The following is a 22,363-nucleotide window of genomic DNA, read 5'->3' on the forward strand; positions in this document are numbered from 1 at the left end:
GTGACGGCCATCTCTCGGTACGAGTAGCACTGCTCACATCGAAGCGGTGTTCACTTTCCGTTCACCTGGACAGGACCGTCTGTCCATTCCGGCTGCCTAATGTCCGGTTCCGGCGCGGCGAGACGTTCGCGCGGACCTGAGGAAAACTCTCCAGCTGGAGGAAATGCAGTGAAGATCATGCGGCCGTTGGGCGCGATCGGCATCGTGGCGAGCGCCGCCCTCGTGCTCGTGGCCTGTGGTTCCGACCCCGCGGCGAAGAACAGCGGCACCAGCTCGTCGGCTGCCGTGCCCGCCGGTGACGCCACGGCCCAGGTGGAGTGCGGCGGCAAGAGCCCGCTGTCCGCTGAAGGCTCGTCCGCGCAGAACAACGCGGTCGAGATCTTCAAGCAGAAGTACACCGCGAAGTGCGCCGGCCAGCAGGTGAACTACAACCCGACCGGTTCCGGCGCGGGTGTGAAGCAGTTCAACGCCAACCAGGTCGACTTCGCCGGTTCGGACTCACCGCTCTCGGGCGCCGACGCGGAGGCCGCCAAGACCCGCTGCGCCAGCGACGCGTGGAACCTCCCGCTGGTCGTCGGCCCGGTCGCGATCGCCTACAAGCTCCAGGGCGTCGACAAGCTGGTGCTGACCCCCGAGGTCACCGCGAAGATCTTCAATGGCGGCATCAAGACCTGGGACGACCCGGCCATCAAGGCCGTCAAGGGCAACGAGGCGCTGACCCTGCCGTCGAAGCCGATCCAGGTCGTCTCCCGCTCGGACGAGTCCGGCACCACGGACAACTTCCAGAAGTACCTGAAGGCCGCCTCCAAGGGCGCCTGGACCCAGGGTGACGGCAAGGCGTTCAAGGGCGGCGTCGGCAACGGCGCGGCCAAGTCGAACGGTGTCGTCGAGGCCGTCAAGGCCGCCGACGGTGCGATCACCTACGTCGAGGGCGCGTTCGCCAAGGACGGCGTGACCGCCGCCCAGCTCGACAGCGGTTCGGGTGCGGTCGAGCTCTCCGCCGCCAACGTCGCCAAGGCGCTCGACGCCGCGAAGTTCAAGAAGGAGGGCACGAACGACCTCGCCCTCGACCTGGACGGGATCTACGCCAGCAACACCCCGGGCGCCTACCCGCTGCTGCTGACCACCTATGAGATCGTCTGCTCGAAGTACGCTGACGCCAACGTCTCGAAGGCCGTCAAGGCGTTCCTGAACGTCGCCGCGACCGATGGTCAGAAGCCGCTGTCGGACAAGGGCTACGTCCCGATCCCGTCCTCGCTGCAGACGAAGGTCCTCGAGGCCGTCAAGGCCATCGCGTAACACACGACAGGCTGGACTGAAGAAGTCGATGACCGACTCAACTTCGACGCGAACGCCCACCGGGGACCCCGGTGGGCGTTCGCCGTCCTCTCGCATCCCCCCGGAGGCCCCGATTTCGGAGCAAGCACCGGCCTCGGCACCGAAACCGGGGTCCAAGGCCGCGGTGAAGCAGCGCCCCGGCGACCGCGTCTTCAAGAACCTGACCACCGGCGCCGGCGTCTTCGTCGTCGCACTGATCGGCTTGATCGGGCTGTTCCTGCTGGTGCAGGCGATCCCGGCGCTCAAGGCCGACAACGCGAACTTCCTGTTCTCCTCCGGCTGGTCGACCGGCGACCCGAACAACATGTCGTTCGGCATCCTGGACCTGCTCCAGGTCACGGTCGCCACCTCGCTGGTCGCGCTGATCATCGCCATGCCGGTCTCGCTGGGCATCGCGTTGTTCCTGACCCAGTACGCGCCCAAGCGCCTCGCCAGGGCGTTCGCCTACGTCATCGACCTGCTCGCCGCGGTGCCGTCGATCATCTTCGGCCTGTGGGGCATCCTCGTGCTGGCGCCTGCGATCGAGCCGTTCTCGCAGTGGATCAACGAGACGTTCTCGTGGATCCCGGTCTTCGCGCCCGGCAACGTGGCGCCGAGCGTGCGCGGCACGATCTTCACCGCGGGCGTCGTGCTCGCGGTGATGCTGCTGCCGATCATCTCCTCGCTGACCAGGGAGGTGTTCGAGCGGACGCCGACCCCGCACATCGAGGGCGCGCTGGCGCTGGGCGCCACGCGCTGGGAGGTCATCCGGACCACGGTCCTGCCGTTCGGCAAGGCGGGCTACATCGGCGCCTCGATGCTCGGCCTCGGCCGCGCGCTCGGCGAGACGATCGCGCTGGCGGTCATCCTGCTGATCCCGGTCGGCCGGAACTTCACCTGGAGCGTGTTCGACGGCGGCGCGACCTTCGCGTCCAAGATCGCCGCGAACTACAGCGAATTCAACAACGTGACCTCCGCGGGCGCGTACATCGCGGCGGGCCTCGTGCTCTTCCTGCTGACCTTCCTGGTCAACTTCGCGGCCAGGTCCATCATCGCCAAGAAGGTGGACTGAGATGACCACTTCGCTCGAAGCGCCCGCGTCGACGCCCGCGTTCCAGCAGGTCGGCCTGGCGCGCAAGGCCAAGAACGGCGTCGCGACCGTGCTCGTGTGGCTGTCGTTCCTGATCGCCGTCGTGCCGCTGATCTGGGTGCTGTACACGGTGATCGTCAACGGCATCACCCGGATCCCGTTCTCCAACTGGTGGGGCGAGGACTTCGGGAACGTGCTGTCCGACGAGGTCGGCGGCGGCGTGCTGCACGCGGTCATCGGCACCCTGCTGCAGGGCCTGGTCTGCGCGGTCATCGCCGTGCCGCTCGGCCTGTTCGTCGCGATCTACCTGGTCGAGTACGGCCGGGGCAAGCTCGCGAAGACCACCACGTTCATGGTCGACATCCTCTCCGGTGTCCCCTCGATCGTCGCCGCGCTGTTCATCTACGCACTGTGGATCACCACGTTCGGCCTGCCGCGCAGTGGTTTCGCCGTGTCGCTCGCCTTGGTACTGCTGATGATCCCGGTGGTCGTGCGGTCCTCGGAGGAGATGCTCCGGATCGTCCCCGACGACCTGCGCGAGGCGTCCTACGCGCTGGGCGTGCCCAAGTGGAAGACGATCGTGAAGATCGTGCTGCCGACGGCGCTGTCCGGCATCATCGGCGGCATCATGATGGCGCTCGCCCGTGTCATGGGTGAGACCGCGCCGCTGCTGGTGCTCGTCGGCTACTCCAGCTACGTCAACTGGAACATCTTCAGCGGTGAGCAGGCCTCACTGCCGCTGGTGATGAACAACGAGCGCGTCACCAACACGATGACCCCCGGCAGCGTCGGTTTCGAACGCATCTGGGGTGCCGCACTGACTCTGGTGCTCATCATCGCGGTGATCAACCTGCTCGCCACGCTGATCTCCCGCCTCGTCGCCCCGAAGAAGAAGTGAGTCATGGCCAAGCGAATCGACGTCAAAGACGTAGACATCTACTACGGCAAGTTCCACGCCGTGGACAGCGTCACGCTCTCGGTGCCGCCGCGTAACGTCACCGCGTTCATCGGCCCGTCCGGCTGTGGCAAGTCGACCGTGCTCCGCACCCTCAACCGCATGCACGAGGTCATCCCCGGCGCGCGCGTCGATGGCGAGGTGCTGCTCGACGGCGAGGACATCTATTCGTCCACTGTGGACCCCGTGCAGGTGCGCCGCACGATCGGCATGGTGTTCCAGCGCCCCAACCCGTTCCCCACGATGTCCATCAAGGACAACGTGGTCGCCGGCCTGAAGCTGGCCGGTACCAAGAACAAGAAGCGGCTCGACGAGATCGCCGAGCGCGCGCTGCGTGGCGCGAACCTCTGGAACGAGGTCAAGGACCGGCTGAACAAGCCGGGCGGCGGTCTCTCCGGTGGTCAGCAGCAGCGTCTGTGCATCGCGCGCGCGATCGCGGTGCAGCCGGACGTGCTGCTGATGGACGAGCCGTGTTCCGCGCTGGACCCGATCTCCACGCTGGCGATCGAGGACCTGATCGGTGAGCTGAAGAAGGAGTACACGATCGTCATCGTGACTCACAACATGCAGCAGGCCGCCCGGGTTTCGGACCAGACGGCGTTCTTCAACCTCGCGGGCGTCGGCCAGCCCGGCCGCCTGATCGAGCTGAACGACACGGAGAAGATCTTCTCCAACCCCAACGAAAAAGCGACCGAGGACTACATCTCCGGCCGCTTCGGCTGAGTCTCCCAACGCGATAAAGCGGGCTTTATCCCACTCCGGGATAAAGCCCGCTTTATCGCGTTTTACAGGTCTTCGGCGGAGCCGTAGCCCGGCATGCGACCGGTGACCACGAAGACCATGCGGCGCGCGACCGAGACGGCGTGGTCGGCGAAGCGTTCGTAGAACCGGCCCAGCAGCGTGACATCGACGGCCGCGGCGACGCCGTGCGGCCAGTTCTTGTCCATGATCACGGTGAACAGGTGCTTGTGGATGTCGTCGACCTGGTCGTCGTCGGCCTCGAGCGTGCGGGCCGCCTCGACGTCCTTGGTCTTGATGACGGTCTCGGCCTGCCTGGCCAGCTTGACCGCGACCTTGCCCATCTCGGTGAAGTAGGGCTTCACGTCATCCGGGAGCACGGCTTCCGGGTGACGGCGGCGCGCGGCCTTGGCGACGTGCAGGGCCAGGTCGCCCATCCGCTCCAGGCTCTCCGCCGCGTGGATGGCGGCCAGCACGGTCCGCAGGTCGGTCGCGACGGGTGCCTGGAGCGCCAGCAGCGCGTACGCCGCCTCCTCGCAGTCCGCCCGCGCGTCGTCGACCTTGGAGTCGCCGCTGATGACCTGCTCCGCCAGGCTGAGATCCGTCTCCAGTAGCGCCTTGGTCGCCAATTCCATGGCGTCCGCGACCTGAAGTGACATTGCAGCCAGCTTTACGGCCAGCTGTTCGAGTTCGACGTGGTAAGCCTCGCGCATGGTCTCACTTTACGTGCGGTGATTCGCGAATGCCGCATCGCAGGGTGAACCGGACGTGAACCCGGCTTAACGAATTCCCCGAGGTCACAGGGGGTTAGCCCGTGGTCGCGGATTTCTTGGAGCCGCCAGCGGACTTCGTGGGCGTGGACGGCGGGGCGGCTTCCTCGACCGGCTTGTTCGGGTCGGGCAGCGGCGCGTTCTCGATCAGTGCCTTGAACACCGCGGCCGCCTTGCCCTGCACCAGCACCTCGTTGCCGCGGCCGTTCGAGATGCCGGTCGTCGGCACGGTCATGAAATTGATCTTGGCGGGATCGACGCCCTTCATCGACTGCGCCAGCGTGAGCATCTGGTCGACGCCGATGTTGTCACCGAACGTGGCCTTCGCGAACGCGGTGACGAAGCCGGTCAGCCTGCCCGCGTCGAGCATCACGTCCTTGGACATGACCTTCTTGAGCAGCGCGCCGATGAACTCCTGCTGCCGCTTGATCCGGCCGTAGTCCGAGGTGACGTCGCCCTTGACGTGCCGGGCGCGCACGAAGTTCAGCGCCTGGTCGCCACTGATCGAGTGGTCGCCCGCCTCCGGGATGACCATGCCGAGCGTGGTGTCGTCGATCGGGATCTCGGTGTGCACGGTGACGCCCTGCACCGCGTCGACCATGTCCTTGAAGCCGTTGAAGTCGATGCCGACGAAGTGGGTCATCTTCATGCCGGTGATCTGCTGGATCACCTTGGTGACGCACTGCGGGCCGCCGACGGCGTACGCGGTGTTCAGCTTCGCGATCTTCTGCGCCGGCGACTTGTCCTCGCTGTACTTGGAGGTCGCGGGGTCGAAGCGGTTGCACTCCGGCCGTGAGATCTCGAGGTCGCGCGGGAAGGAGATCACCACGACCCGCTGCCGGTCGGCCGGGATGTGCGCGATCATCACCGAGTCGGAGCGCGCGCCCGGCGTGCCACTCGCGGTGCCGACGCCGTCCTCTTCGGACGCGCCGTCGCGTGAGTCCGAACCGACCATGAGGAAGTTCTCGTCGCCGGTCTGCCCGGCTGCGTTCTGGATGTCGGCGGAGTTCTCGTCGAGCGCGGAGACCGACTTGAACTGCTGGTCGAAGAACACCTTGGCGCCCCAGGCGGCGCCGGTGCCCGCGAACACGATCGCGGCCAGCGCGATCGCGACGATCCGGCCGATGAGGACGGACCGCTCGATCTTGCGCTCTTTCTTCTCCTGCAGGCGGGTTTGCGCGGGCTTCTCTTCGGCCTTTTCGGCTTTTTCGACCGGCTCGGCGGCCGAGGGCGCGACGACGCGCTGCAACGCGGTGCGCGTCTGCTCGAGCAGCGCGGCGGGGCGGGCGGCGCGCCGCTCACGGCGTTCCCGCTTGCGGTTCTCCTCCTGCTCCAACTCATCGTGCGCGGCGGAGAAGCGGGCGAGCGTGTGGTCGATCTTGCGGCGCTGCCTGGTCGGCTCGTCGATGGTGTCGAGCTCGTCGGTCATCAGCGTCTCGACCGGCGGGCGCGGCGCGGCCGGACGTCGCGGCCTGCGCACCGGCTGGGCGACTTGGGTGGCGTCCGGCTCGGGACGGCGCTGAGGTTTGACAGGAGCGGGCTTGGCAGGCGCGGGCTTGGCGATCTGGGTCGCCTCGGGTTCGGGGCGGCGCCGGGGCAGCGGTGGCTGCGCGGCAGGCGGCATGGCGGGGCGGGCGGGCGCTTCGCCGGTGCCGGGCACGCGGCGCTGCTGACGCGGCGCCCTGACGCCGGGCACCGGGTGGGCGCCGGACTGGCGTGGCTGCCGCGCGGGCGGCTCGGGGGTGACGGCGCGCCGGGGCGGTCGCGGCACGTCGGGAGCGGGCGGGGCGAACACCGGACGTTCACCCGTGTGCCGCGCGACCATGTCCGAGACACTGATGCCGCCGGAGGCCTCCATCGAACGGCGCCGATCGGCGCGCGGCCGTCTCGGAGGGTTCGCGCTAGAGCGTTGACCGGTGCCTTCGTTGCGCTCGTCGGGCACTCGGTCTCCTCTCGTAGCGGTCGTGAGTGGGGCCGCTGAGGCTTACTCAGCAGTACAGGCCTTTCGTTATCGTACGGATACCTGTTGTTCCTGACGACACCCTGGCCCTAATTTTTTCACCGTCAGTACGTCACCTGACGTTGATCACCACGTTCTGGTGAAGATCGTCGCGTTCTGCAGGGCGAATGTCGGGATTTTCGTTACTGAGGGTGTTTAACGATGTGGACAGACTCACAGTCCCGATAAGCGACCATATTGCGCCCGGCCCGTTTCGCGGCGTAAAGGAGCGTGTCCGCACGCACCAGCTGCCGTTCCGCCTCGAGTGCGCGCCCCTGCCCAGGCCCGCTTTCATGGGCCAGGCCGACGCTGATGGTGACGCTGAGCCCCGGCTGCAGCTTCGACCACTGGTGATCGGCCACGCGCGCCCGCGCCGCCTCGGCGACCCGTACCGCGGTCCGCGCGTCGATGTCCGGCATGACCAGCGCGAATTCCTCGCCGCCGTACCGCGCGCAGAACGCGCCGGGCGGCAGTCCCTCCTGCAACAGCCCGGCGACGCGGCGGAGCACCCGGTCGCCGACCAGGTGCCCGTAGGTGTCGTTGACCCGCTTGAACAGGTCGAGGTCGATCAGCGCGACGGCGATGCCGCCTTGCCGTTCGCGGAGCAGGCCGTGCAGGTGCTGATCGAGGTAGCGGCGGTTGTAACTGGAGGTCAGCGAGTCGCGCAGGCTGCCGGCGTGCGCCAGGTCGAGCGCCGAGCGCAGGTGCTCGTAGGCGCGGCGCCAGTCGCCCTGGTTGGCGAGCATCCCGGCGATGGACTCATGGAGTGCGAGCAGGTCGGTCCCGGCCGCGCCCGTCGCGAGCGCGGTCTCGTGGTCCGGCACGACTGTCACCTCCGTCACGCAATTCATGTCGACGTAAAGGAGGCGGCTCTTGAGATATCGGTACGGTAGAACGCGAATATCGCTCAAGTGGACGACATTCGTCGCTCGTTGTCACATTCGCCGGTTCGCTATTTCCCGGCGGAAAACTGCGGCAAGCCCTTGAGCAGCGGAAACTGGTCCTTCGCCCAGTAACTCACATTTGCATCGGGCTGATCCAGTAACTTCACGTAGTCATCCCAGGTGAGCCACCGGAAATCGTCGACTTCTTCCGGATTCGGCTTCGGATCCTCATCGACCACTGCCGTGAACACGGGACAGAACTCATGCTCGATCACACCGTCGAAAACCGGCGTCTTGTAGAGGTATTTCGGCAGCACGCAGGTGAGCTCGTCCAGCTGCGGCATCCCGAGTTCGTAAGCGGCACGGCGGCGCACGGCATCCTCGAGCGCCTCACCCGGCGCCGGATGCCCGCACACGCTGTTCGTCCACACGCTGGGCCAGACCTTCTTCGAGGCCGCGCGCTGGGTAATCAGGAACTTGCCGTCGGAGCGGCGGAAGACGTAGCACGAGAACGCCAGATGCAGCCGCGTGTGCTCGTGGTGGCTGGCCAGTTTCGGCCCGGTCTCCCCCGTCGGAGTCCCGTCCTCGGTGCAGAAGACGATCCGCTCTTCTTCGATGCTCACCGGTTCTACTGAACTACAAAGCCGCGACGGCGGCCACCACTTTCAGGGTGGCTTAAAACGTCAAATGTGACAGCGCGTAGGCGAGCACCGCGACGGACGCGGCCAAGGCCACCAGCCCCAGCACCCCGGCCCAGGCCAGCCCTGCCCCGAACTTCTTCCACTGCAGGGTCAATCCCATGAGCCCGATCCCGAGCGCGAGCACGCCGAGCCCGACCACGGCGAGCAATTCGAAGATCGACGACCCGACCACGCCAGCCGGGTCCACCCCGGCGATTTGGATCAGGATCGGGATCGCGAACGCGGTGAGGCCGACCAGTACGCCGACCGCTTTGCCAGGTGCCTTCCGCTGGGTTTCCGACTGCTCCACGGTGTCCTCCCTCGTCCAGCTAACGAGCGTGGCAGCAGTGCGCGCCAGTCCGCTTGAGTAGGACTACCCGGATCAGCCGATAGTTACCCGCCCGAGTGCATGTCCTCGGTTTCGGGGACGCAGTCGTCGTCCGGATCGTCGAGCCAGCCGTGCGGCAGGGTGACCTTTCCCGGCGAACCCTGCCGTCCGCGCGGCCCATCGGCGTTCTCGGGGAACGGCGCGTCGTGGTCGAGCTTGGCGATCAGGTCGTCGAGCTCGTCCAAGCTGGACACCATCGCGAACCCGCGGCGCAGCTCGGAGCCGACCGGGAAGCCCATGAAGTACCACGCCATGTGCTTGCGCAGGTCCCGCATCGCCTTGGTGTCCCCGTCATGCTCGACGAGCAGTTCGGCGTGCCTCCGCAGCACCCGCGCGACCTCACCCAGGTTCGGGCCTTGCGGAACCGGCCGCCCGGCGAACGCGGCCTCCAGCTCCCCGAACAGCCAAGGCCTGCCCAGGCACCCCCGCCCGACGACGACACCGTCGCACCCGGTCTCGGCCATCATCCGCAGCGCGTCGTCGGCGCAGAAGATGTCCCCGTTGCCCAGCACCGGAATGCTGGTCACGGCCTGCTTCAGCTCGGCGATCTTCGACCAGTCCGCCTGTCCCGAGTACCGCTGAGCGGCGGTCCGCGCGTGCAGGCTGACCGCGGCGGCGCCCTCGGCCTCGGCGATCCGCCCGGCATCGAGGAAGGTCCGGTGCTCGTCGTCGATCCCGACCCGGAACTTCACGGTGAACGGCACCCCGGCCTCGGCGGCCGCCTTCGCCGACTCCCGCACGATGTCCGCGAACAGCTTCCGCTTGAACGGCAGCGCGGCCCCGCCGCCCTTCCGCGTCACCTTGGCGACCGGGCACCCGAAGTTGGAGTCGATGTGGTCGGCCAGTCCTTCGCCGGTGATGATCTTGACGGCCTCGCGCATGGTTTTCGGGTCGACCCCGTAAAGCTGCATCGACCTGGGCTTTTCGTTCTCGCCGAAGGTCATCATGTGCATGGTGCCCGGGTGCCGTTCGACGACCGCGCGGGCGGTGATCATCTCGCAGACGTAGATCCCGGCGCCGTACTCCTGGCACAGCTGCCGGAACGCGACGTTCGTGATGCCCGCCATGGGTGCGAGCACGACTGGCGGATCGACCTCGTACTGGCCGATCTTCAGCGCGGGCTTGCTCAGGGTCTGGGTCACGCTCTCCATTGTCGCTTGTGGTGTCTCTCACACGCACCAGGGGCGGGTTCCAGCGGCCGCGAAATCAGGGTGCGGATGGGGGACTTCCCGGATCCTTCGCCGGACGCACCTCGCGAAACTGGGTCCCGCGCGAGCGGACGAAGGGGCGGCTCATGCCGGAAAGCATTGCCAGACAAGGATTGTTCGCGGTGGCCGTGGTCGTCGCGATGGACCTGATCGTCTTCGTCCTCAGCCGCGCCATCGGAGTCCCGTTCCGGGTCGGCCTGCGCGTGATCGACAACATGGGCGGCGTGACCTGGTACTTCGTCGCCGGGGTCGCCGCCATCGCCACGGCCGCGGCGATCGTCTTCGCCGCGTTTCTCCGCCGGAAGCTGACACTGAGCCGGGGTGCGCGGGTCTTCGGCTGGACGATCGGGGTGGCAACGGCCGCGTCGTGCGTGCTCTTGGTGGTTTTGGGACTGCGGTTCGACACGACGGTCGCGCTGATGCTGCTGCACCTCGTGTCCGGCGCGGCCGTCTCGGCGACCTTGCTCCCCCTTTTCCGCGGCGAGTGAAGCGCGATCTTCGCTAGGCTCCGCCTGATGAGCGAGCCGACCGACCTGGCCACAGTGCCCGGCGTGATCCCGTACGTCGACAACCACGACGGCCCGCGCAGGCTGCTCACCCTCGAGATTCCGCCGTTCTCGAGCAACGCGGTGAACTACTACGCGCCTTACGCCAGCATCGACGGCAGGCAGTACGTGGTCACCTGGGGCAGCGTGACGTTCGAGATCCCCGCCGACCGGAACGTGCACGTCAGCGTGCACCTGCTGACCAACTACAGCGGCGGGATGACGTCGACGCCGTTCGCCTCGACCATCCTGCCGCCGCACCCGGCGCCGATGCGCCTGGCGACCCAGTTCTCGTCCCGGCCACAAGGAGCACTCGTCCCGATCGGCTGACGATGGGAACGAACGTGGCTTTTGTGTCGCTCACCGTTGCGAACGTGGCTTTTGTGCGGTTAGCGCGACGCGGCCGCGGCTGACAGCAGATCGCGAGTGGACTCGTCGAAGGCGACCAGGCGGATCAGCTCGACCGCGGTCGGCGTCGAGCGGAGGGTGTCGAGCGCGATCCGAGCGGCTTGGTCAGCGGGAAATCCGTAGACACCAGTGGCAATCGCCGGGAAAGCGATGCTGCGAACGCCGAGTTCGTCGGCGACGGCGAGACTTCGGCGGTAGCAGGAGGCGAGCACCTCGGCCTCGCCGAACGCGCCGCCTTCCCAGATCGGGCCGACCGTGTGGATCACGTGCTTGATCGGCGCGTTCAGGTCGAAAGCCGGGGTCGCCATCGCGTCGCCCGGTTCGCATGGGCTGATCGCGCCACCGGCTTCGGCGAGCCTCGGTCCCGCCGCGCGATGGATGGCTCCGTCGACCCCGCCGCCGCCGAGCAGCGACTCGTTCGCCGCGGTCACCACGCAGTCGACCTGCTCGCGCGTGATGTCGCCGCGTACCACCTCGATCTTGGGCATGCCCCGATCATGGCCCCGGATGGCGGCAGGCGGGGTTTCGTTCTCGTATGGCGAACTCAAGGCGATCGGCCTCGCTACCTCGCAGCCATCGCCGAATTCGTAGGCGACAACCCAGCCGAAGCGGACTAGGCCACTTGGTGCTACCCTGGTAGTACTGGTTGACGTAGAGTGTCGACCATGGCCGTGGAGAAGCTCAGCGTGTCGTTGCCAGACATAGTCGCCGCTCGCGCTCGCCGAGCCGCCGAGCGCGCGGGGGTTCCGCTCTCGACCTGGCTGGCCGAAGCCGCCGAAGCCGCTGCCGACCTTGCCGAAGCACAAGCGGCCGCTGCCGAATACGTGGCTCGGTTCGGCGAACCGGATGCCGAGGAGGCGGCGGAGTTCCGGGCCAAGCTGGCCGAGGCGGGTGTCGGACAGCCGGAGTCCCTCGAAGAGGTCGCCGCACGCCGAGCGGCGTTGGCCAGGCTGCTCGGTTTTCCCGACAAACGGCGGACCGGATGATCGGCCGTGGCCTGATTCTCGACGCCGGCGCATTGATCGCGGTGGAACGGCAGCCACGTGGCCTGGTGTTCACGGCATGCCGCAATCTCGTCGCGACCGGCATGCGTCCGCTCTTACCTGCGGTCGTACTCGCTCAGGTCTGGCGGGCGAGCCCGCGACAGGCACAGCTCGCGACCGTGCGGCGGATGTGCGAATCCTTGCCGTTCACCGAAGATACCGCCGAGGCGGCCGGGAAACTGCTCGCCTTGGCCGGCACAGCGGACATCGTCGACGCGGCGGTGGTCGTCGCCGCGATCAGCACCGGCGGTGTGGTGCTGACCTCTGATCCAGGCGATCTCGCGAAACTCGCCGACGCGGCGGGGGTTTCGATTTCGCTGGTTCCTGTTTAGACGAGGGAGAAGCCATTGATCGGGTATTGGGATCCGGTTCCGGTGATCCGGGAGTCGGCGGGTGTGGTCGTTCCGGGTATCGCGGTCGCACTGCCCGAGCCGGGCGACTATCTCCACGGCAAGTGGGAAGAGCGGAACTGGCGGAACGTGCCCGGTCCGCTGTATGGGGCCGACACCGATACTTGTTGGTGCGGAAGGCTTCAAGCACCTGAGAGCGTCTGCTACGACGATGAGTACGGCCAAGAGTTCGTCTACCGGCAGCCGCGCTCGCGTGCGGAGACGTATCGGCTGTTGCAAGCTGCTTGGGCGGATCCGTTCAGCGGCTACGCGATGGATGGCGATGAGCACTGGACACCTGAGAGCGTCCGGGAGTGGTGGAGCGAGCGGGCCAAGCTGCGGGAATGGACCGCAAAGGCCGCTGCCACGTGGGCGACAAGCGAAAACAAGTACGAAATCGAGGCCGCGCAAGGGCTTCGGGATTTCCTGAGCTACCAGGACACCGAGCTGGAAGGCGACCTGCGGGTCTACCTGTTCTGGCTGTCGGAGCGACGCGCGCCCGGTGCCGAAGAGGCGCTGCCGACCTTGGCGTGACGGGACCGGTCCCGGGCGGTGTGGGCGACGATCCACCGCATGGGCTCAACGAAATGGAACATCGTCGCGGCGCTCGCCTCGGTCGCGTTGTCCGCCGGGTGCGGGCAGGAGGCCGAGCCCGCGAAACCCGCGCCGGCGCCGAGCACCAGCACAGCGACAACGACGGCGAGCGCCACGACCTCGTCCGCGAGTCCGAAGCCGACCGCGCCGCCCGCGGTGGCCGATGGGCGGAACCTCAAGGCTTGTTCGGACGGGGTTTGCGAGGTCGAGGTGAAGGCCGGGGACCTGATCCGGTTCGGCAAGCAGGTGAAGTCGACGCCGAAGCTCGACTACGTGGTCATCGTGAGCACCTCGGCCGATGGAATCTACTTCCAGCTGGGCTCCGGCTTCGGCGGGACGATCAACGGCACCGTCACACTCAACAACGACGCGCTCAGCATCGAGACGCTCTACTCCGACGCCGACCATGCCATGATCAGGATCTCGATCCCTGGCTGAACTACTCAAATCGCAACCTCGGATTGAGTAGTGCTACGGATCCGACCAGGTAGCGCACGCCTCATGCTGTGCGCATGCCTACTGATCGAGAGACACTCCTCAGGCTCGCCGGGGAGATCGACGACCTTGGGCGCCGGCTCTCGTTGGTCGGCGCCGAACTGCGGACCGTGCAGGCTGACCAGGCCGAACAGGCCCCGCAGCAGGCATCGGCACCCCAGCCGCAGGCCCCGCAAGAGGCTCCCCAGCCGCAGCCGTACGGCTACCCGGCCATGCCCGCCTACGGACAGCCGATGCCCGGCTACCAAGCGCCTCCGCAGCAGCAGTGGCAGCCCGCGCGTCCGCCCTTGGCCTCGATGCAATACCTGCCGCCGCCCGCCGTGCCGCGGCCGTCGCTCGTCGAGAAGCTGGGCAAGGAAGGCGCGGGCAGCCGGGTGCTGGCCTGGGTCGGTGGGGCCGTGACGCTGCTCGGTGTCGTCCTGCTGCTCGTGCTGGCGATTCAGCGTGGGTGGCTCGGGCCGATGCCGCGGGTGCTGGTCGGTGGTGCGTTCGGGCTCGGCATGATCGGGACCGGGCTTTGGCTGCACCGGAACCCGGCCGGGCGGACGGGTGCGTTCGCGCTGGCCGCCACCGGGATCGCGGTCCTCTACCTAGACGCGATCGCGGCGACGACGTTGTACGAATTCTTGCCGCAGCTGGCTGGGCTCGCGGTCGGGCTGGTGGTCGCCGTCGGCGGGTTGCTGTTGGCCGCGCGGTGGAACTCGGCGCTGCTCGGAACGGCTGTCGTGATCGGGTGCGCGGTGTGCGCTCCGGTGATCACCAAGGGGTTCCACCCGGAACTGGTCGCTTTCCTGTTGATGCTTCAGCTGGCGACCGCTCCGGTCCAGCTGCGCCGCGAGTGGACTCCGCTGGCCGTCGGCGCCGGGGTTCCGCCGCTGTTCGCCTCGCTGCTGAGCACCACGCTGCTCGGCGGGCCCGGCAGCACGGCGAACACCGCCGCCGCGCTGGGTTCGACCGTTGTCGGGATCGCTCTCGCGTTGGTCGTGGCCGTGAAGCGCCAGAACGACCCCGCCGCGCTGACGCTGCTCGCGGGTTCCGTCGTGCCGTCGCTGGCGGCGGCCGCGTTCCTGCCGAAGGCGCAGGCGGTCGCGGTCGCCGGTGCGACCGCCGTCGTGCTGCTGGCGATCTGGGCGACGCGGCGAGTGTGGACCGGGTTCGCGGGGGATGTCGCCGGGGTGGCGGGCATGGTGGCCGCGCTGCAGGCGACGTCCACCCAGTTCGACGGGACCGCGCAGGCGACGATCCTGCTTGGCGAGGGCGTCGTGCTCGCGCTGGTGGCTTGGCGCGCGAAGAGCAAGGTCGCGCTCTGGGGTTCGTTCGGGTTCGGGCTGATCGGCGCGATCGTGGCCATGTTCGGCGATTTCCGGCTCACCACGCTGATCGTGTTCTGGACGCGGCAGCCGGGCGAACTCGCCGGTGCGCTGCTGACGGCCGCGTTGATACTGGTGATCTCGGGTGCTTTGCCTTGGGTGGCTTACCAGCTCGGTGCGCTGCGCACGCCTTCGCAGAACGTGGCGCCGTGGGTGTTCGCCGGGCTCGGGGTGCTGACCGGCGCGGCCGGTGTGGTGCTGAACCTGGCGCTGCTGGTGATGCCGGACCGGACCGGGTTCACGGTCGGGCACGCGGTGATCACCGTGTCGTGGACGGTGGCCGCGCTGGTGCTGCTGGTCCGCGGGATCGACTCGGTCGTGCTGCGGGTGATCGGGCTGGTGCTGGTCGGGGCCGCCGTGCTCAAGCTGGTGCTGTTCGACCTGGGTGCGCTGGACGGGATGGCGCGCGTCGGCGCGTTCCTCTGCGCCGGGCTGATCCTGCTGGCCGCGGGCACCCGCTACGCACGCATGGTCGCCTCGCGCTGAGGTCGTGAGTGTTGCGGCCGGTTAGAACCGGCCGCAACACTCACGACCACTTAGAAGCCGACGTTCACACAGGCCAGCCGGGCTCCGGCGGTGCCTGCGTGGCCGGGGTCGGTGTGCGTGTGCATCTCGTGGATGACGACCGAACCGGGGTGGCGATCGGTGAAGCCCCAGTCCACATGGGACGAAGAGAAGCCGATGCCGAGCCTGCTCGTGGTGAAGTCGAGCCAGATCTCGTTGCGGGGGTTGGCATACGCCGGGTCGACGGACGGCTTCACCGGGTCCGGCTGGTTCTGGAAGTGCGGCCCGGCGGCGTCGCCGGTCGCTCCGCAGGCGTTCGTGTGCACGTGCGCGCCGTATTCGCGGTCCGGCAGCAGGCCGCTGACGGCGAGCACGGTCGTGGTGCCGATGCGGTTCCCGGTGAGCGCGAAGACGTGCGCGCGGGCGCCTGCCGGCACGAGTTCGGGTTTGTAGGTGATCGCCTTGGCGTCCGGGCTGTAGGCCTTGAAGGTGCCATGCGCGGTGACTAGGCGGGTCTCAGCGGCGGAAGCGGCGGTCGTACCACTCAGCACGAGCGCCGAAGCGAACAGGACGGAAATGGCCGTGGGGACGATACGCATAGTGCCTCTCTAGTCACTCAAGCAATCACCTGGCCATGGTGCTCACCCGAATGTGTTAACTCGTAGGCTGCGTAAATGACCAAGGACCGCACCTGGCTGGTAGCCATCGCCGCAGCTCTCTGGGGTACTGATGGCTTATTGAGGCTTCCGCTCGCTGAGAAGCTGCCTGCCGCGACCGTGGTCTTCTGGGAGCACGTTCTCGTGGTACTGGTACTCAGCCCGTTCATTCCGCGCGCCGTGCGCGCGCTGCGGAAATGCGGGCCGAAGGAATGGCTCGCCGTGCTCGTGATCGGTGGTGGTTCGTCGGCGCTGGCGACGGCGATGTTCACCGCCGCGTTCAAGCTCGGGGATCCGATCACCCCGCTGGTGCTGCAGAAACTGCAGCCGGTGTTCGCGGTGATCGCCGCGTTCTTCGTGCTCGGCGAACGCATTCGCCCCGGCTACGCGTTGTTCGCCGTGCCCGCGCTGATGGGCGCCTGGCTGCTCGCGTTCCGCGATCCGGTGCACATCCAGGTCGCCGCGGCCAAGGCGGCGCTGCTCGCCATCGGCGCCGCGGCGTTGTGGGCGGCGGGCACCGTGCTCGGAAGGCTTGTCTCGGCTCAGCTCGAGGCACGTGACGTGACCGTGCTGCGGTTCACGGTCGGGCTTCCGGTCGCCGCGCTCATCGTCGCGACGCAGGGCGCGGCCTTCGCCGTCGGCTGGGACAACGCGGTGGGGCTCGGGCTGCTCGCGCTCGTGCCGGGGCTGCTGGCGCTCAGCCTGTACTACGCGGGGCTGCGCTCGACGCCCGCGTCACGCGCCACGCTCGCCGAGCTGGCGTTCCCGGTGACCGCCGCCGTGCTCGGTGTGTCCTTTTTGGACGCGCACCTGGTCGTGACACAGTGGATCGGACTGACGATCGTCGTCGCCGCCGTGACGGCGCTGGGCTGGCATGAAAGGGTCGGTGGCAGGCCGATGGTCTTGGAACCCGCGTTATGACCGAGGAATCGGCGAACGGGCGGCTGTCGCGCAACGTCACCGATCTGCTCCAGGAGCTGCGGGTGGCGCAGGCCGGGGTGCAGATCCTGTTCGGCTTCCTGCTTTCGGTGGTCTTCACGTCGCAGTTCCGCGAGGCGAGCGGGTTCGAGAAGGCGACGCATCTGGTGGCGGTGCTGTTCGCGGTGACGTCGACCGTGCTGCTGACCGCGCCCGCGGCGTGGCACCGGCTGTTGTTCCGGACGGGACGCCGCGAAGAGATCGTCACCCATGGTAACCGGCTCGTCATCGCGGGACTCGGATGCCTCGCGGCGGCACTGACGGTGACTGTGGGGTTGATCGCGAAGGTGGTCTACGGGCCGGTCGCGATGGCCGTGGTGATGGTGCTGGTCACGGCGCTGTTCGCCGGGGTCTGGTTCGTGTTCCCCGTGCGGGTGCTCCGGCGCTGAAGTTCACTCGGCGTTCCACCGCCGTTGCCTCACGCCGCGTAGTTTGCGCCCGTGACTGACTCGAATCGCCGGACGTTCCTGCGTGGCGCCGGGCTGCTCGGCGCGGGCGCCGCCGTGTCCACCGTGCTCGGCTCGCCCGCCGCGGCGGCCACCGGCCACCACCGTCCCGACTCCGGCGGCAGGCGGTTCAGCATCGCCGTGCTGCCGGACACCCAGTACCTGTTCGACGCTGACCGCTGCGATCCGGCACCGCTCGACGCGACCCTGCGCTACGTGCTGGACGACGACAACGTTGTCTTCCTCGCCCACCTCGGCGATCTCACCGAGAACGGGCAGCCGGGCGAGATGGAGCAGATCAGCCGTTCGTTCCAGGCGCTCGACCGGCGGCGGTTCCCGTACAGCGTGCTGGCGGGCAATCACGACATCAAGTCGTCCACCGACGACCAGCGCGGCCGCACCCCGTACCTCGACGCGTTCGGCCCGCAGCGCTTCCGCACCTCGCCGACGTATCGCGGGTCCACAAAGGACGGCTACAACAGCTATCACGTGTTCCGCGCGGGCGGGCGCGAGTGGCTGGTGCTGGCGATGGACTGGCGGCCGTCTTCCGGCGGCCTCGCCTGGGCACGCGACGTGCTTGCGAAGAACCCGCATCTCCCGGCGATACTGACGATCCACGAGTTCGTCTCCGCGGACACCGGCGAGGCTCAGCTGTCCGACTTCGGCAAGCAGGTCTGGGAGCAGCTGGTCGCGGGCAACGACCAGATCTTCCTGACGCTCAACGGGCACTTCTGGCCACCCGGCCGGACGGTGCTGCGCAACGACTTCGGTCACGACGTGCACGCGCACATCACCAACTACCAGGACCGCTACTACGGCGGCAGCGCGATGATCCGGCTCTACGAGTTCGATTTGGATCGCGGCGTGATCGACGTCCGCACGTTCTCCCCGTGGCTGGCGGACAAGTCGCGGCTGAACGAGATGGAGAAGCAGGAGGTCGAACGCACCGGTACGGCCGACTACTTCAGCCTGGAGATCGACTTCGACAAGCGGTTCGCCGGATTCGCGCCGGTGCCGGTGCCGCCCGCGCGCCCGGCACGACAGGTCTTGCTCCCGGGGACGCTCGCGTACTGGCGTTTCGAAGGCGCGGACGGGGCCGCGGCGGAGTCGGTGCGCGATCTTTCGGGGCGTGGCAACGACTTGACGCGCGTGATCATGCCGGGGAGCGACGCGAAGGCGCTGACGTTCTCGAAGGAGTTCTGGGGACGCCAGCCCTCTCGCGCGAGCCTGCGGTTCGACGGCGGGAAGAACAAGGGCGCGTACCTGAAGACGGTCGACTCGGCGCCGCTGAACCGCGAGATGTTCTTGCGCGGGTACACCATCGAGGCCTTCGTGAAGATGCCCGCCGACTTCAAGAACGGCCAGCACGCGTGGGCGGGATTGTTCGGGCGGCTCGGGAGCGGTGCGAACGCGGGCAAGACCGGCGACGACCCGAGCGAGCCCGCGGCGACACTGTCCCTTTCGGACGGTGCTGGGTTGCAGTGGGCGGTGTTCCCGGTGAACCAGGCGGGGATTTCGACCAACTGGAGCCATGAGCTGGCTGTCGACAGGTGGTGGCATGTGGCGCTCGTGAACGACGGGTTCCGGACGACCATGTTCGTGGACGGGTGCCCGGTCGTGCGGAACCCGAAGACGCCGGCGATCGGGCTGGCGAGCCCCGGGAGCAGCTGGGTGCTCGGTGCGTACGCGTACAACCGGGTCGTCGAGCAGAGCTTCTACGGGTGGGTCGGCGATGTGCGGATCGTCGGTCGCCCACTGCGAGAACGCGACTTCATGCTCGGGTCGTGAGCGTTACGGGCGGTTCTAACCGCCCGCAACGCTCACGAGGCTAGGGCGGCTGAGTGAGGACCTACCTCACCAAGCTGCGTGGGCCGGGGGCGTGGGCGAGGGGATCCCCTGCTGCGTTCAATGCAGCAGGGGATCCCCTCGCTCCAGCCTGACAAGGCTTGCGCGAGTGGTACCTCTGCTCCGTTAGACGCAGCAGGGTTACCACTCGCGCGGACACAGTCCCCTGACCCGAGCTTGTCGCGCAGCGAGGGGACCCCCGAGTGCTTAGTACGCACTCAAGGGCACCCTCGCTTCACCGCTCGCCCAAGGCCGCAGCCACATCGAACTCGGCCTTCCCCTCACTAAAACAGTCACGAGGTGAGGGCGGTGGCGATGGCGGCGGGCGTGCGGTGGCGGAAGATCGTGGGCGCCGGTACCGCGCGGCCCGTCGACTGGGTGAGCGCATGCGCGAGCCGGATCGCCGTGACCGAGGTGGCACCCGCCGCGAAGATGTCGGTGTCCGCGTCGGCGGGCAGCTGGGCGATCTCGGTCAGCCAGCGCAGGATCTCGGCGACCAGGCCGGAGTCGTGCGACGGCGATGGCGCGGGCACGCCCTCGGTGAGGATCGCCGTCAGCCGGGCGTGGTCGAGTTTGCCGGTCTCCGTCACCGGCAGCTCGGCGAGCCGGACCACGCGGCCTGGCACGAAAGCCGAAGGCAACGCCTCCGCGACCGCTTGGCGTGCGGCGTTTTCGTCGGGGGCGTCGGCGGAAACCGTGGTGTAGAAGGCCGCCAGCCCGCCGTTGGCCGGGATGACGGCCACGCTGCCGACGCCGGGAAGATCGCTGATTACGCGTTCGATCTCGCTCGGCTCGACGCGGACGCCGGAGACCTTCAGCTGGCGGTCGCGCCGGCCGACGAACGTGTAACTGCCGTCGGGGTTCTGGGTGGCGATGTCGCCGGTCAGGTACACCCGGCCCTGCGGCAGCTCGCGGAACCGACGGGCGGTCTCGGCTTCGTCGTAGAGGTAGCCGGCCGCCAGGCCAGGGCCGCCGATGGCGATTTCGCCGGGCGTACCGTCCGGAACCGGGCGCAAAGCCTTGTCCAGCAAGAAGATCTCGGTCTCGGCGATGGGCCAGCCGATCGACAGCTCGGCGGGCACAGGGTGCGTGACACGGCCGAAGGTCGTGGCGATCGTGGCCTCGGCCGGGCCGTAGCCGTGCAGCAGGCGGATGTCCGGGTGGCGCTCGGCGACGGCGGCCCAGTGCTTGACCGAAGCGCGTTCGCCGCCTGACATCAGGACTTCGAGGCCGGTGAGTCCGTCGAGATCGTCTTCGGCGGCGAGGTTGAACAGCGAGGCGGTCAGGAAGACCGTGTTGACGCCGCGGGCGATGCCGTCGCGGAGCCAGGAGAGTTCGAACTGGGGGCCGTCGCCGAGCACGACCGTGCCGCCGTGCACGAGTGGCGCCCAGACCTCCATCGCGAAGATGTCCCAGGCTGTGGATGCCGCCTGGAGCATGGAAGTGCGGGCGCTGAACGCCAGCAGCGGGTCGAACGCGACGCGCAGGACACCCGCGTGGGTCGCGAGGACGGCTTTGGGGCGGCCGGTGCTGCCGGAGGTGAAGAAGACGCAGCAGCCGTCGGCCGGGTCGGCGGCGACCTCGCGCGGCTGGATCTCGGTGGTGACGAGGACGCGGGCTCTGGTCTGGTCGAGTACCTGGGCGGCGCGGGCGGGCGGCCAGTCCGGCGGGATGACGGTGTAGACGGCGTCCAATGAAAGGACCGCGAGCAGGGTGGCGATGAGATGGGGTGAGGCGGGCAGGCTGACGGCGACCACGTCGCCGGCCCGCACGGGTAGTCGGGCCGCGATCGCGTCGGCTTCGGCGAGTAGCTCGCGATAGGTGACGGTCTCGTCGCCTTGGCGGAGTGCGATGTTGTCCAGGGGCGCGGCCGCGACCAGCTCGTGGATCTTCATGAGGCCCGTTCCAAGGCGTAGAGCTCATTGACCGAGCAGATGCCGGCCACGGTGGAGAAGTAGCGGCGCGCGCCTGCCGGGGTGGCGGTCAGCGTGCGCAGCAGTTCGACGCGTTCGTGGTCGACGCTCAGCCGAGCGGTCACCAAGGTCGTCTGATAGATCTCGGCGAGCAGCCGGTCACGCTGCTTGCCGAACCACTCCAGCGCGCGGCGGGTTTCGCCGTCGTCGTACAGGTCCTCGCCGATCGCGGTGACCAGCAGCTCGGCCTGGGTGAAGGCGTCGCTGATGCCGCGCGCGGTGATGGAGTCCTTGTGGTGCCCCGCGTCGCCGACCAGCACCCAGCCGGGGCCCGCGGCCTGGCGGAAGTAGTTGCGCTGGTCGCCGGTGCCGCGCAGCCGCTCGACGCGCCGGCCCGCCGAGACACGCTCGAACAGCTCCGGCGACGTGCGGCGGATGTTCTCGAGGTAGGCGGACTCGGCGTCGGCGCGGACGCGGTCGAAGTCGGACTGCGGGAAGTAGGTCGCGACGAGGGTGGCGCCGTCGTTGGTCGGGATGGTGCCCGCCGCGCTGCCCTCGGCCTCGTAGACCTCGAACTTGGCCGGCACGTCGAGCCAGTAGGCGTAGTAGACGCAGGACAGTGTCGGGTCTTCGACGGTCAGCGGGGCTTTGACCAGGTCGGCGACGGTGGAGCGCATGCCGTCGGCGCCGACGACGAGCTGGGCGCTTTCGTCGTGGCCGCCGCAGCGGACGCCGGTCACGCGGTCGCCATCGGTGAGCAGGGCTTCGACGGAGGTGCCCTCGCGCAGCTCGGCGCCCGCTTCGACGGCGGCGCGCACGAGTATCTCGTCGAGGAGGTAGCGGCGGGGCGCGTACGCGGTCTCGATGCCGCCAGTTGGCTCGGCGCATCCCTCGACGCGCAGCGAGCCGACCTGGTAGACGGCTTGGTCGAGTGGTGGGCAGCCGGTGGCGGTGATGGCGTCGAGCAGGCCCCAGTCGCGGAGTTTCGCGATGGCGGGCTGATGCAGGTAGTGCGTGGACAGCGTGTCGCGCGGGAAGCGGGCGCGGTCGAGCAGCAGTACGCGATATCCGTTGCGCGCGAACAGAAGCGCGGTGATCGCCCCGGCACAGCGGGCCCCGACGACGATCACGTCGTACACGCTTCCCCC

At 68.2% G+C, this 22,363-nt stretch carries 24 protein-coding genes; 14 read left to right on the plus strand and 10 right to left on the minus strand.

All coding sequences use genetic code 11. From position 1 onward, the window contains the following. Positions 1-168 precede the first annotated feature (168 nt). Genes pstS through pstB form a run of 4 tightly spaced genes read left to right on the plus strand, consistent with a single transcriptional unit; the run spans position 169 to position 4,085 of the window. Positions 169-1,299 carry a phosphate ABC transporter substrate-binding protein PstS gene (pstS, locus tag BLV57_RS10795; RefSeq protein ID WP_091288495.1) on the plus strand — a complete coding sequence of 377 codons (1,131 nt, stop codon included), beginning with the start codon at positions 169-171 and terminating at the stop codon, positions 1,297-1,299. A gap of 28 nt (positions 1,300-1,327) precedes the next feature. Further along, on the plus strand, positions 1,328-2,389 hold the full coding sequence (gene pstC, locus BLV57_RS10800) for a phosphate ABC transporter permease subunit PstC (RefSeq protein ID WP_091288496.1): 1,062 nt from the start codon (positions 1,328-1,330) through the stop codon (positions 2,387-2,389). A 1-nt stretch (position 2,390) separates the two neighbouring features. Beyond that, positions 2,391-3,305: a phosphate ABC transporter permease PstA gene (pstA, locus tag BLV57_RS10805; protein WP_091288497.1), complete on the plus strand. Its 915-nt coding sequence runs from the start codon at positions 2,391-2,393 to the stop codon at positions 3,303-3,305. Between the two features lie 3 nt (positions 3,306-3,308). Further along, complete coding sequence (gene pstB / locus BLV57_RS10810; RefSeq protein WP_091288498.1) at positions 3,309-4,085, plus strand: phosphate ABC transporter ATP-binding protein PstB; 777 nt, start codon at positions 3,309-3,311, stop codon at positions 4,083-4,085. 62 nt (positions 4,086-4,147) lie between these two features. Here pstB and phoU read toward each other — a convergent pair whose 3' ends face one another. From phoU to dusB, 6 genes are all read right to left on the minus strand, one after another. Continuing rightward, positions 4,148-4,813, minus strand: a complete 666-nt coding sequence (phoU, locus tag BLV57_RS10815) for a phosphate signaling complex protein PhoU (protein ID WP_091288499.1) — start codon at positions 4,811-4,813, stop codon at positions 4,148-4,150. Between the two features lie 94 nt (positions 4,814-4,907). After that, complete coding sequence (locus BLV57_RS10820) at positions 4,908-6,299, minus strand: LCP family protein (RefSeq protein WP_245757303.1); 1,392 nt, start codon at positions 6,297-6,299, stop codon at positions 4,908-4,910. Between the two features lie 713 nt (positions 6,300-7,012). Next, complete coding sequence (locus tag BLV57_RS10825) at positions 7,013-7,711, minus strand: GGDEF domain-containing protein (RefSeq protein WP_245757259.1); 699 nt, start codon at positions 7,709-7,711, stop codon at positions 7,013-7,015. Positions 7,712-7,821: 110 nt separating this feature from the next. Then, on the minus strand, positions 7,822-8,376 hold the full coding sequence (gene idi, locus BLV57_RS10830; protein WP_091288502.1) for an isopentenyl-diphosphate Delta-isomerase: 555 nt from the start codon (positions 8,374-8,376) through the stop codon (positions 7,822-7,824). Between the two features lie 52 nt (positions 8,377-8,428). Continuing rightward, complete coding sequence (locus BLV57_RS10835; RefSeq protein ID WP_091288503.1) at positions 8,429-8,743, minus strand: hypothetical protein; 315 nt, start codon at positions 8,741-8,743, stop codon at positions 8,429-8,431. Positions 8,744-8,826: 83 nt separating this feature from the next. Beyond that, the gene (gene dusB, locus BLV57_RS10840) at positions 8,827-9,972 is read right to left on the minus strand and encodes a tRNA dihydrouridine synthase DusB (protein WP_091288504.1); all 1,146 of its coding nucleotides are present in this window, start codon (positions 9,970-9,972) and stop codon (positions 8,827-8,829) included. 143 nt (positions 9,973-10,115) lie between these two features. Here dusB and BLV57_RS10845 point away from each other — a divergent pair, with 143 nt between their 5' ends. Continuing rightward, positions 10,116-10,517, plus strand: coding sequence for a DUF6069 family protein (locus BLV57_RS10845; RefSeq protein WP_143047027.1), 402 nt, complete (start codon positions 10,116-10,118; stop codon positions 10,515-10,517). 27 nt (positions 10,518-10,544) lie between these two features. Then, positions 10,545-10,904, plus strand: a complete 360-nt coding sequence (locus tag BLV57_RS10850; protein WP_091288506.1) for a hypothetical protein — start codon at positions 10,545-10,547, stop codon at positions 10,902-10,904. A gap of 59 nt (positions 10,905-10,963) precedes the next feature. Here the strand turns inward: BLV57_RS10850 and BLV57_RS10855 are convergent, their stop codons facing one another. Next, positions 10,964-11,470, minus strand: coding sequence for an O-acetyl-ADP-ribose deacetylase (locus BLV57_RS10855; protein ID WP_091288507.1), 507 nt, complete (start codon positions 11,468-11,470; stop codon positions 10,964-10,966). 177 nt (positions 11,471-11,647) lie between these two features. Between BLV57_RS10855 and BLV57_RS10860 the strand changes: the two genes are divergently transcribed. The 5 genes from BLV57_RS10860 (at position 11,648) to BLV57_RS10880 (ending at position 15,359) form a co-directional block, all read left to right on the plus strand. After that, positions 11,648-11,968, plus strand: coding sequence for a hypothetical protein (locus BLV57_RS10860; RefSeq protein WP_091289079.1), 321 nt, complete (start codon positions 11,648-11,650; stop codon positions 11,966-11,968). After that, a complete protein-coding gene (locus BLV57_RS10865) occupies positions 11,965-12,357 on the plus strand; it encodes a PIN domain-containing protein (RefSeq protein WP_091288508.1) in 393 nt (130 codons plus the stop codon). The genes BLV57_RS10860 and BLV57_RS10865 overlap by 4 nt, the downstream gene beginning before the upstream one ends. 15 nt (positions 12,358-12,372) lie before the next feature. Continuing rightward, positions 12,373-12,948, plus strand: a complete 576-nt coding sequence (locus BLV57_RS10870; RefSeq protein WP_218134723.1) for a ferredoxin — start codon at positions 12,373-12,375, stop codon at positions 12,946-12,948. 39 nt (positions 12,949-12,987) lie between these two features. Further along, complete coding sequence (locus BLV57_RS43200) at positions 12,988-13,446, plus strand: hypothetical protein (RefSeq protein ID WP_091288509.1); 459 nt, start codon at positions 12,988-12,990, stop codon at positions 13,444-13,446. A 74-nt stretch (positions 13,447-13,520) separates the two neighbouring features. Continuing rightward, positions 13,521-15,359: a DUF2339 domain-containing protein gene (locus tag BLV57_RS10880; RefSeq protein ID WP_091288510.1), complete on the plus strand. Its 1,839-nt coding sequence runs from the start codon at positions 13,521-13,523 to the stop codon at positions 15,357-15,359. 50 nt (positions 15,360-15,409) lie between these two features. Here BLV57_RS10880 and BLV57_RS10885 read toward each other — a convergent pair whose 3' ends face one another. Beyond that, a complete protein-coding gene (locus BLV57_RS10885) occupies positions 15,410-15,976 on the minus strand; it encodes a superoxide dismutase (protein WP_091288511.1) in 567 nt (188 codons plus the stop codon). Positions 15,977-16,051: 75 nt separating this feature from the next. On the opposite strand from BLV57_RS10885, the gene BLV57_RS10890 reads away from it, so the two are divergent. Genes BLV57_RS10890 through BLV57_RS10900 form a run of 3 tightly spaced genes read left to right on the plus strand, consistent with a single transcriptional unit; the run spans position 16,052 to position 19,245 of the window. After that, positions 16,052-16,954: a DMT family transporter gene (locus BLV57_RS10890; RefSeq protein ID WP_091288512.1), complete on the plus strand. Its 903-nt coding sequence runs from the start codon at positions 16,052-16,054 to the stop codon at positions 16,952-16,954. Beyond that, positions 16,951-17,400 carry a DUF6328 family protein gene (locus BLV57_RS10895; RefSeq protein WP_091288513.1) on the plus strand — a complete coding sequence of 150 codons (450 nt, stop codon included), beginning with the start codon at positions 16,951-16,953 and terminating at the stop codon, positions 17,398-17,400. Before BLV57_RS10890 ends, BLV57_RS10895 begins: the two co-directional genes overlap by 4 nt. A gap of 51 nt (positions 17,401-17,451) precedes the next feature. Then, positions 17,452-19,245 (plus strand): LamG-like jellyroll fold domain-containing protein, encoded by a 1,794-nt coding sequence (locus tag BLV57_RS10900; RefSeq protein ID WP_091288514.1) that lies wholly within the window; start codon positions 17,452-17,454, stop codon positions 19,243-19,245. A 350-nt stretch (positions 19,246-19,595) separates the two neighbouring features. On the opposite strand, the gene BLV57_RS10905 is transcribed toward BLV57_RS10900, so the two are convergent. Together BLV57_RS10905 and BLV57_RS10910 are read right to left on the minus strand one after the other, a co-directional pair. Continuing rightward, a complete protein-coding gene (locus BLV57_RS10905) occupies positions 19,596-21,197 on the minus strand; it encodes a non-ribosomal peptide synthetase (RefSeq protein WP_091288515.1) in 1,602 nt (533 codons plus the stop codon). Further along, positions 21,194-22,354: an NAD(P)/FAD-dependent oxidoreductase gene (locus BLV57_RS10910; RefSeq protein WP_091288516.1), complete on the minus strand. Its 1,161-nt coding sequence runs from the start codon at positions 22,352-22,354 to the stop codon at positions 21,194-21,196. Before BLV57_RS10910 ends, BLV57_RS10905 begins: the two co-directional genes overlap by 4 nt. Between the last annotated feature and the right edge of the window lie 9 nt (positions 22,355-22,363).

This window comes from Amycolatopsis xylanica, from assembly GCF_900107045.1.
GTDB classification, from domain to species: Bacteria; Actinomycetota; Actinomycetes; order Mycobacteriales; family Pseudonocardiaceae; genus Amycolatopsis; species Amycolatopsis xylanica.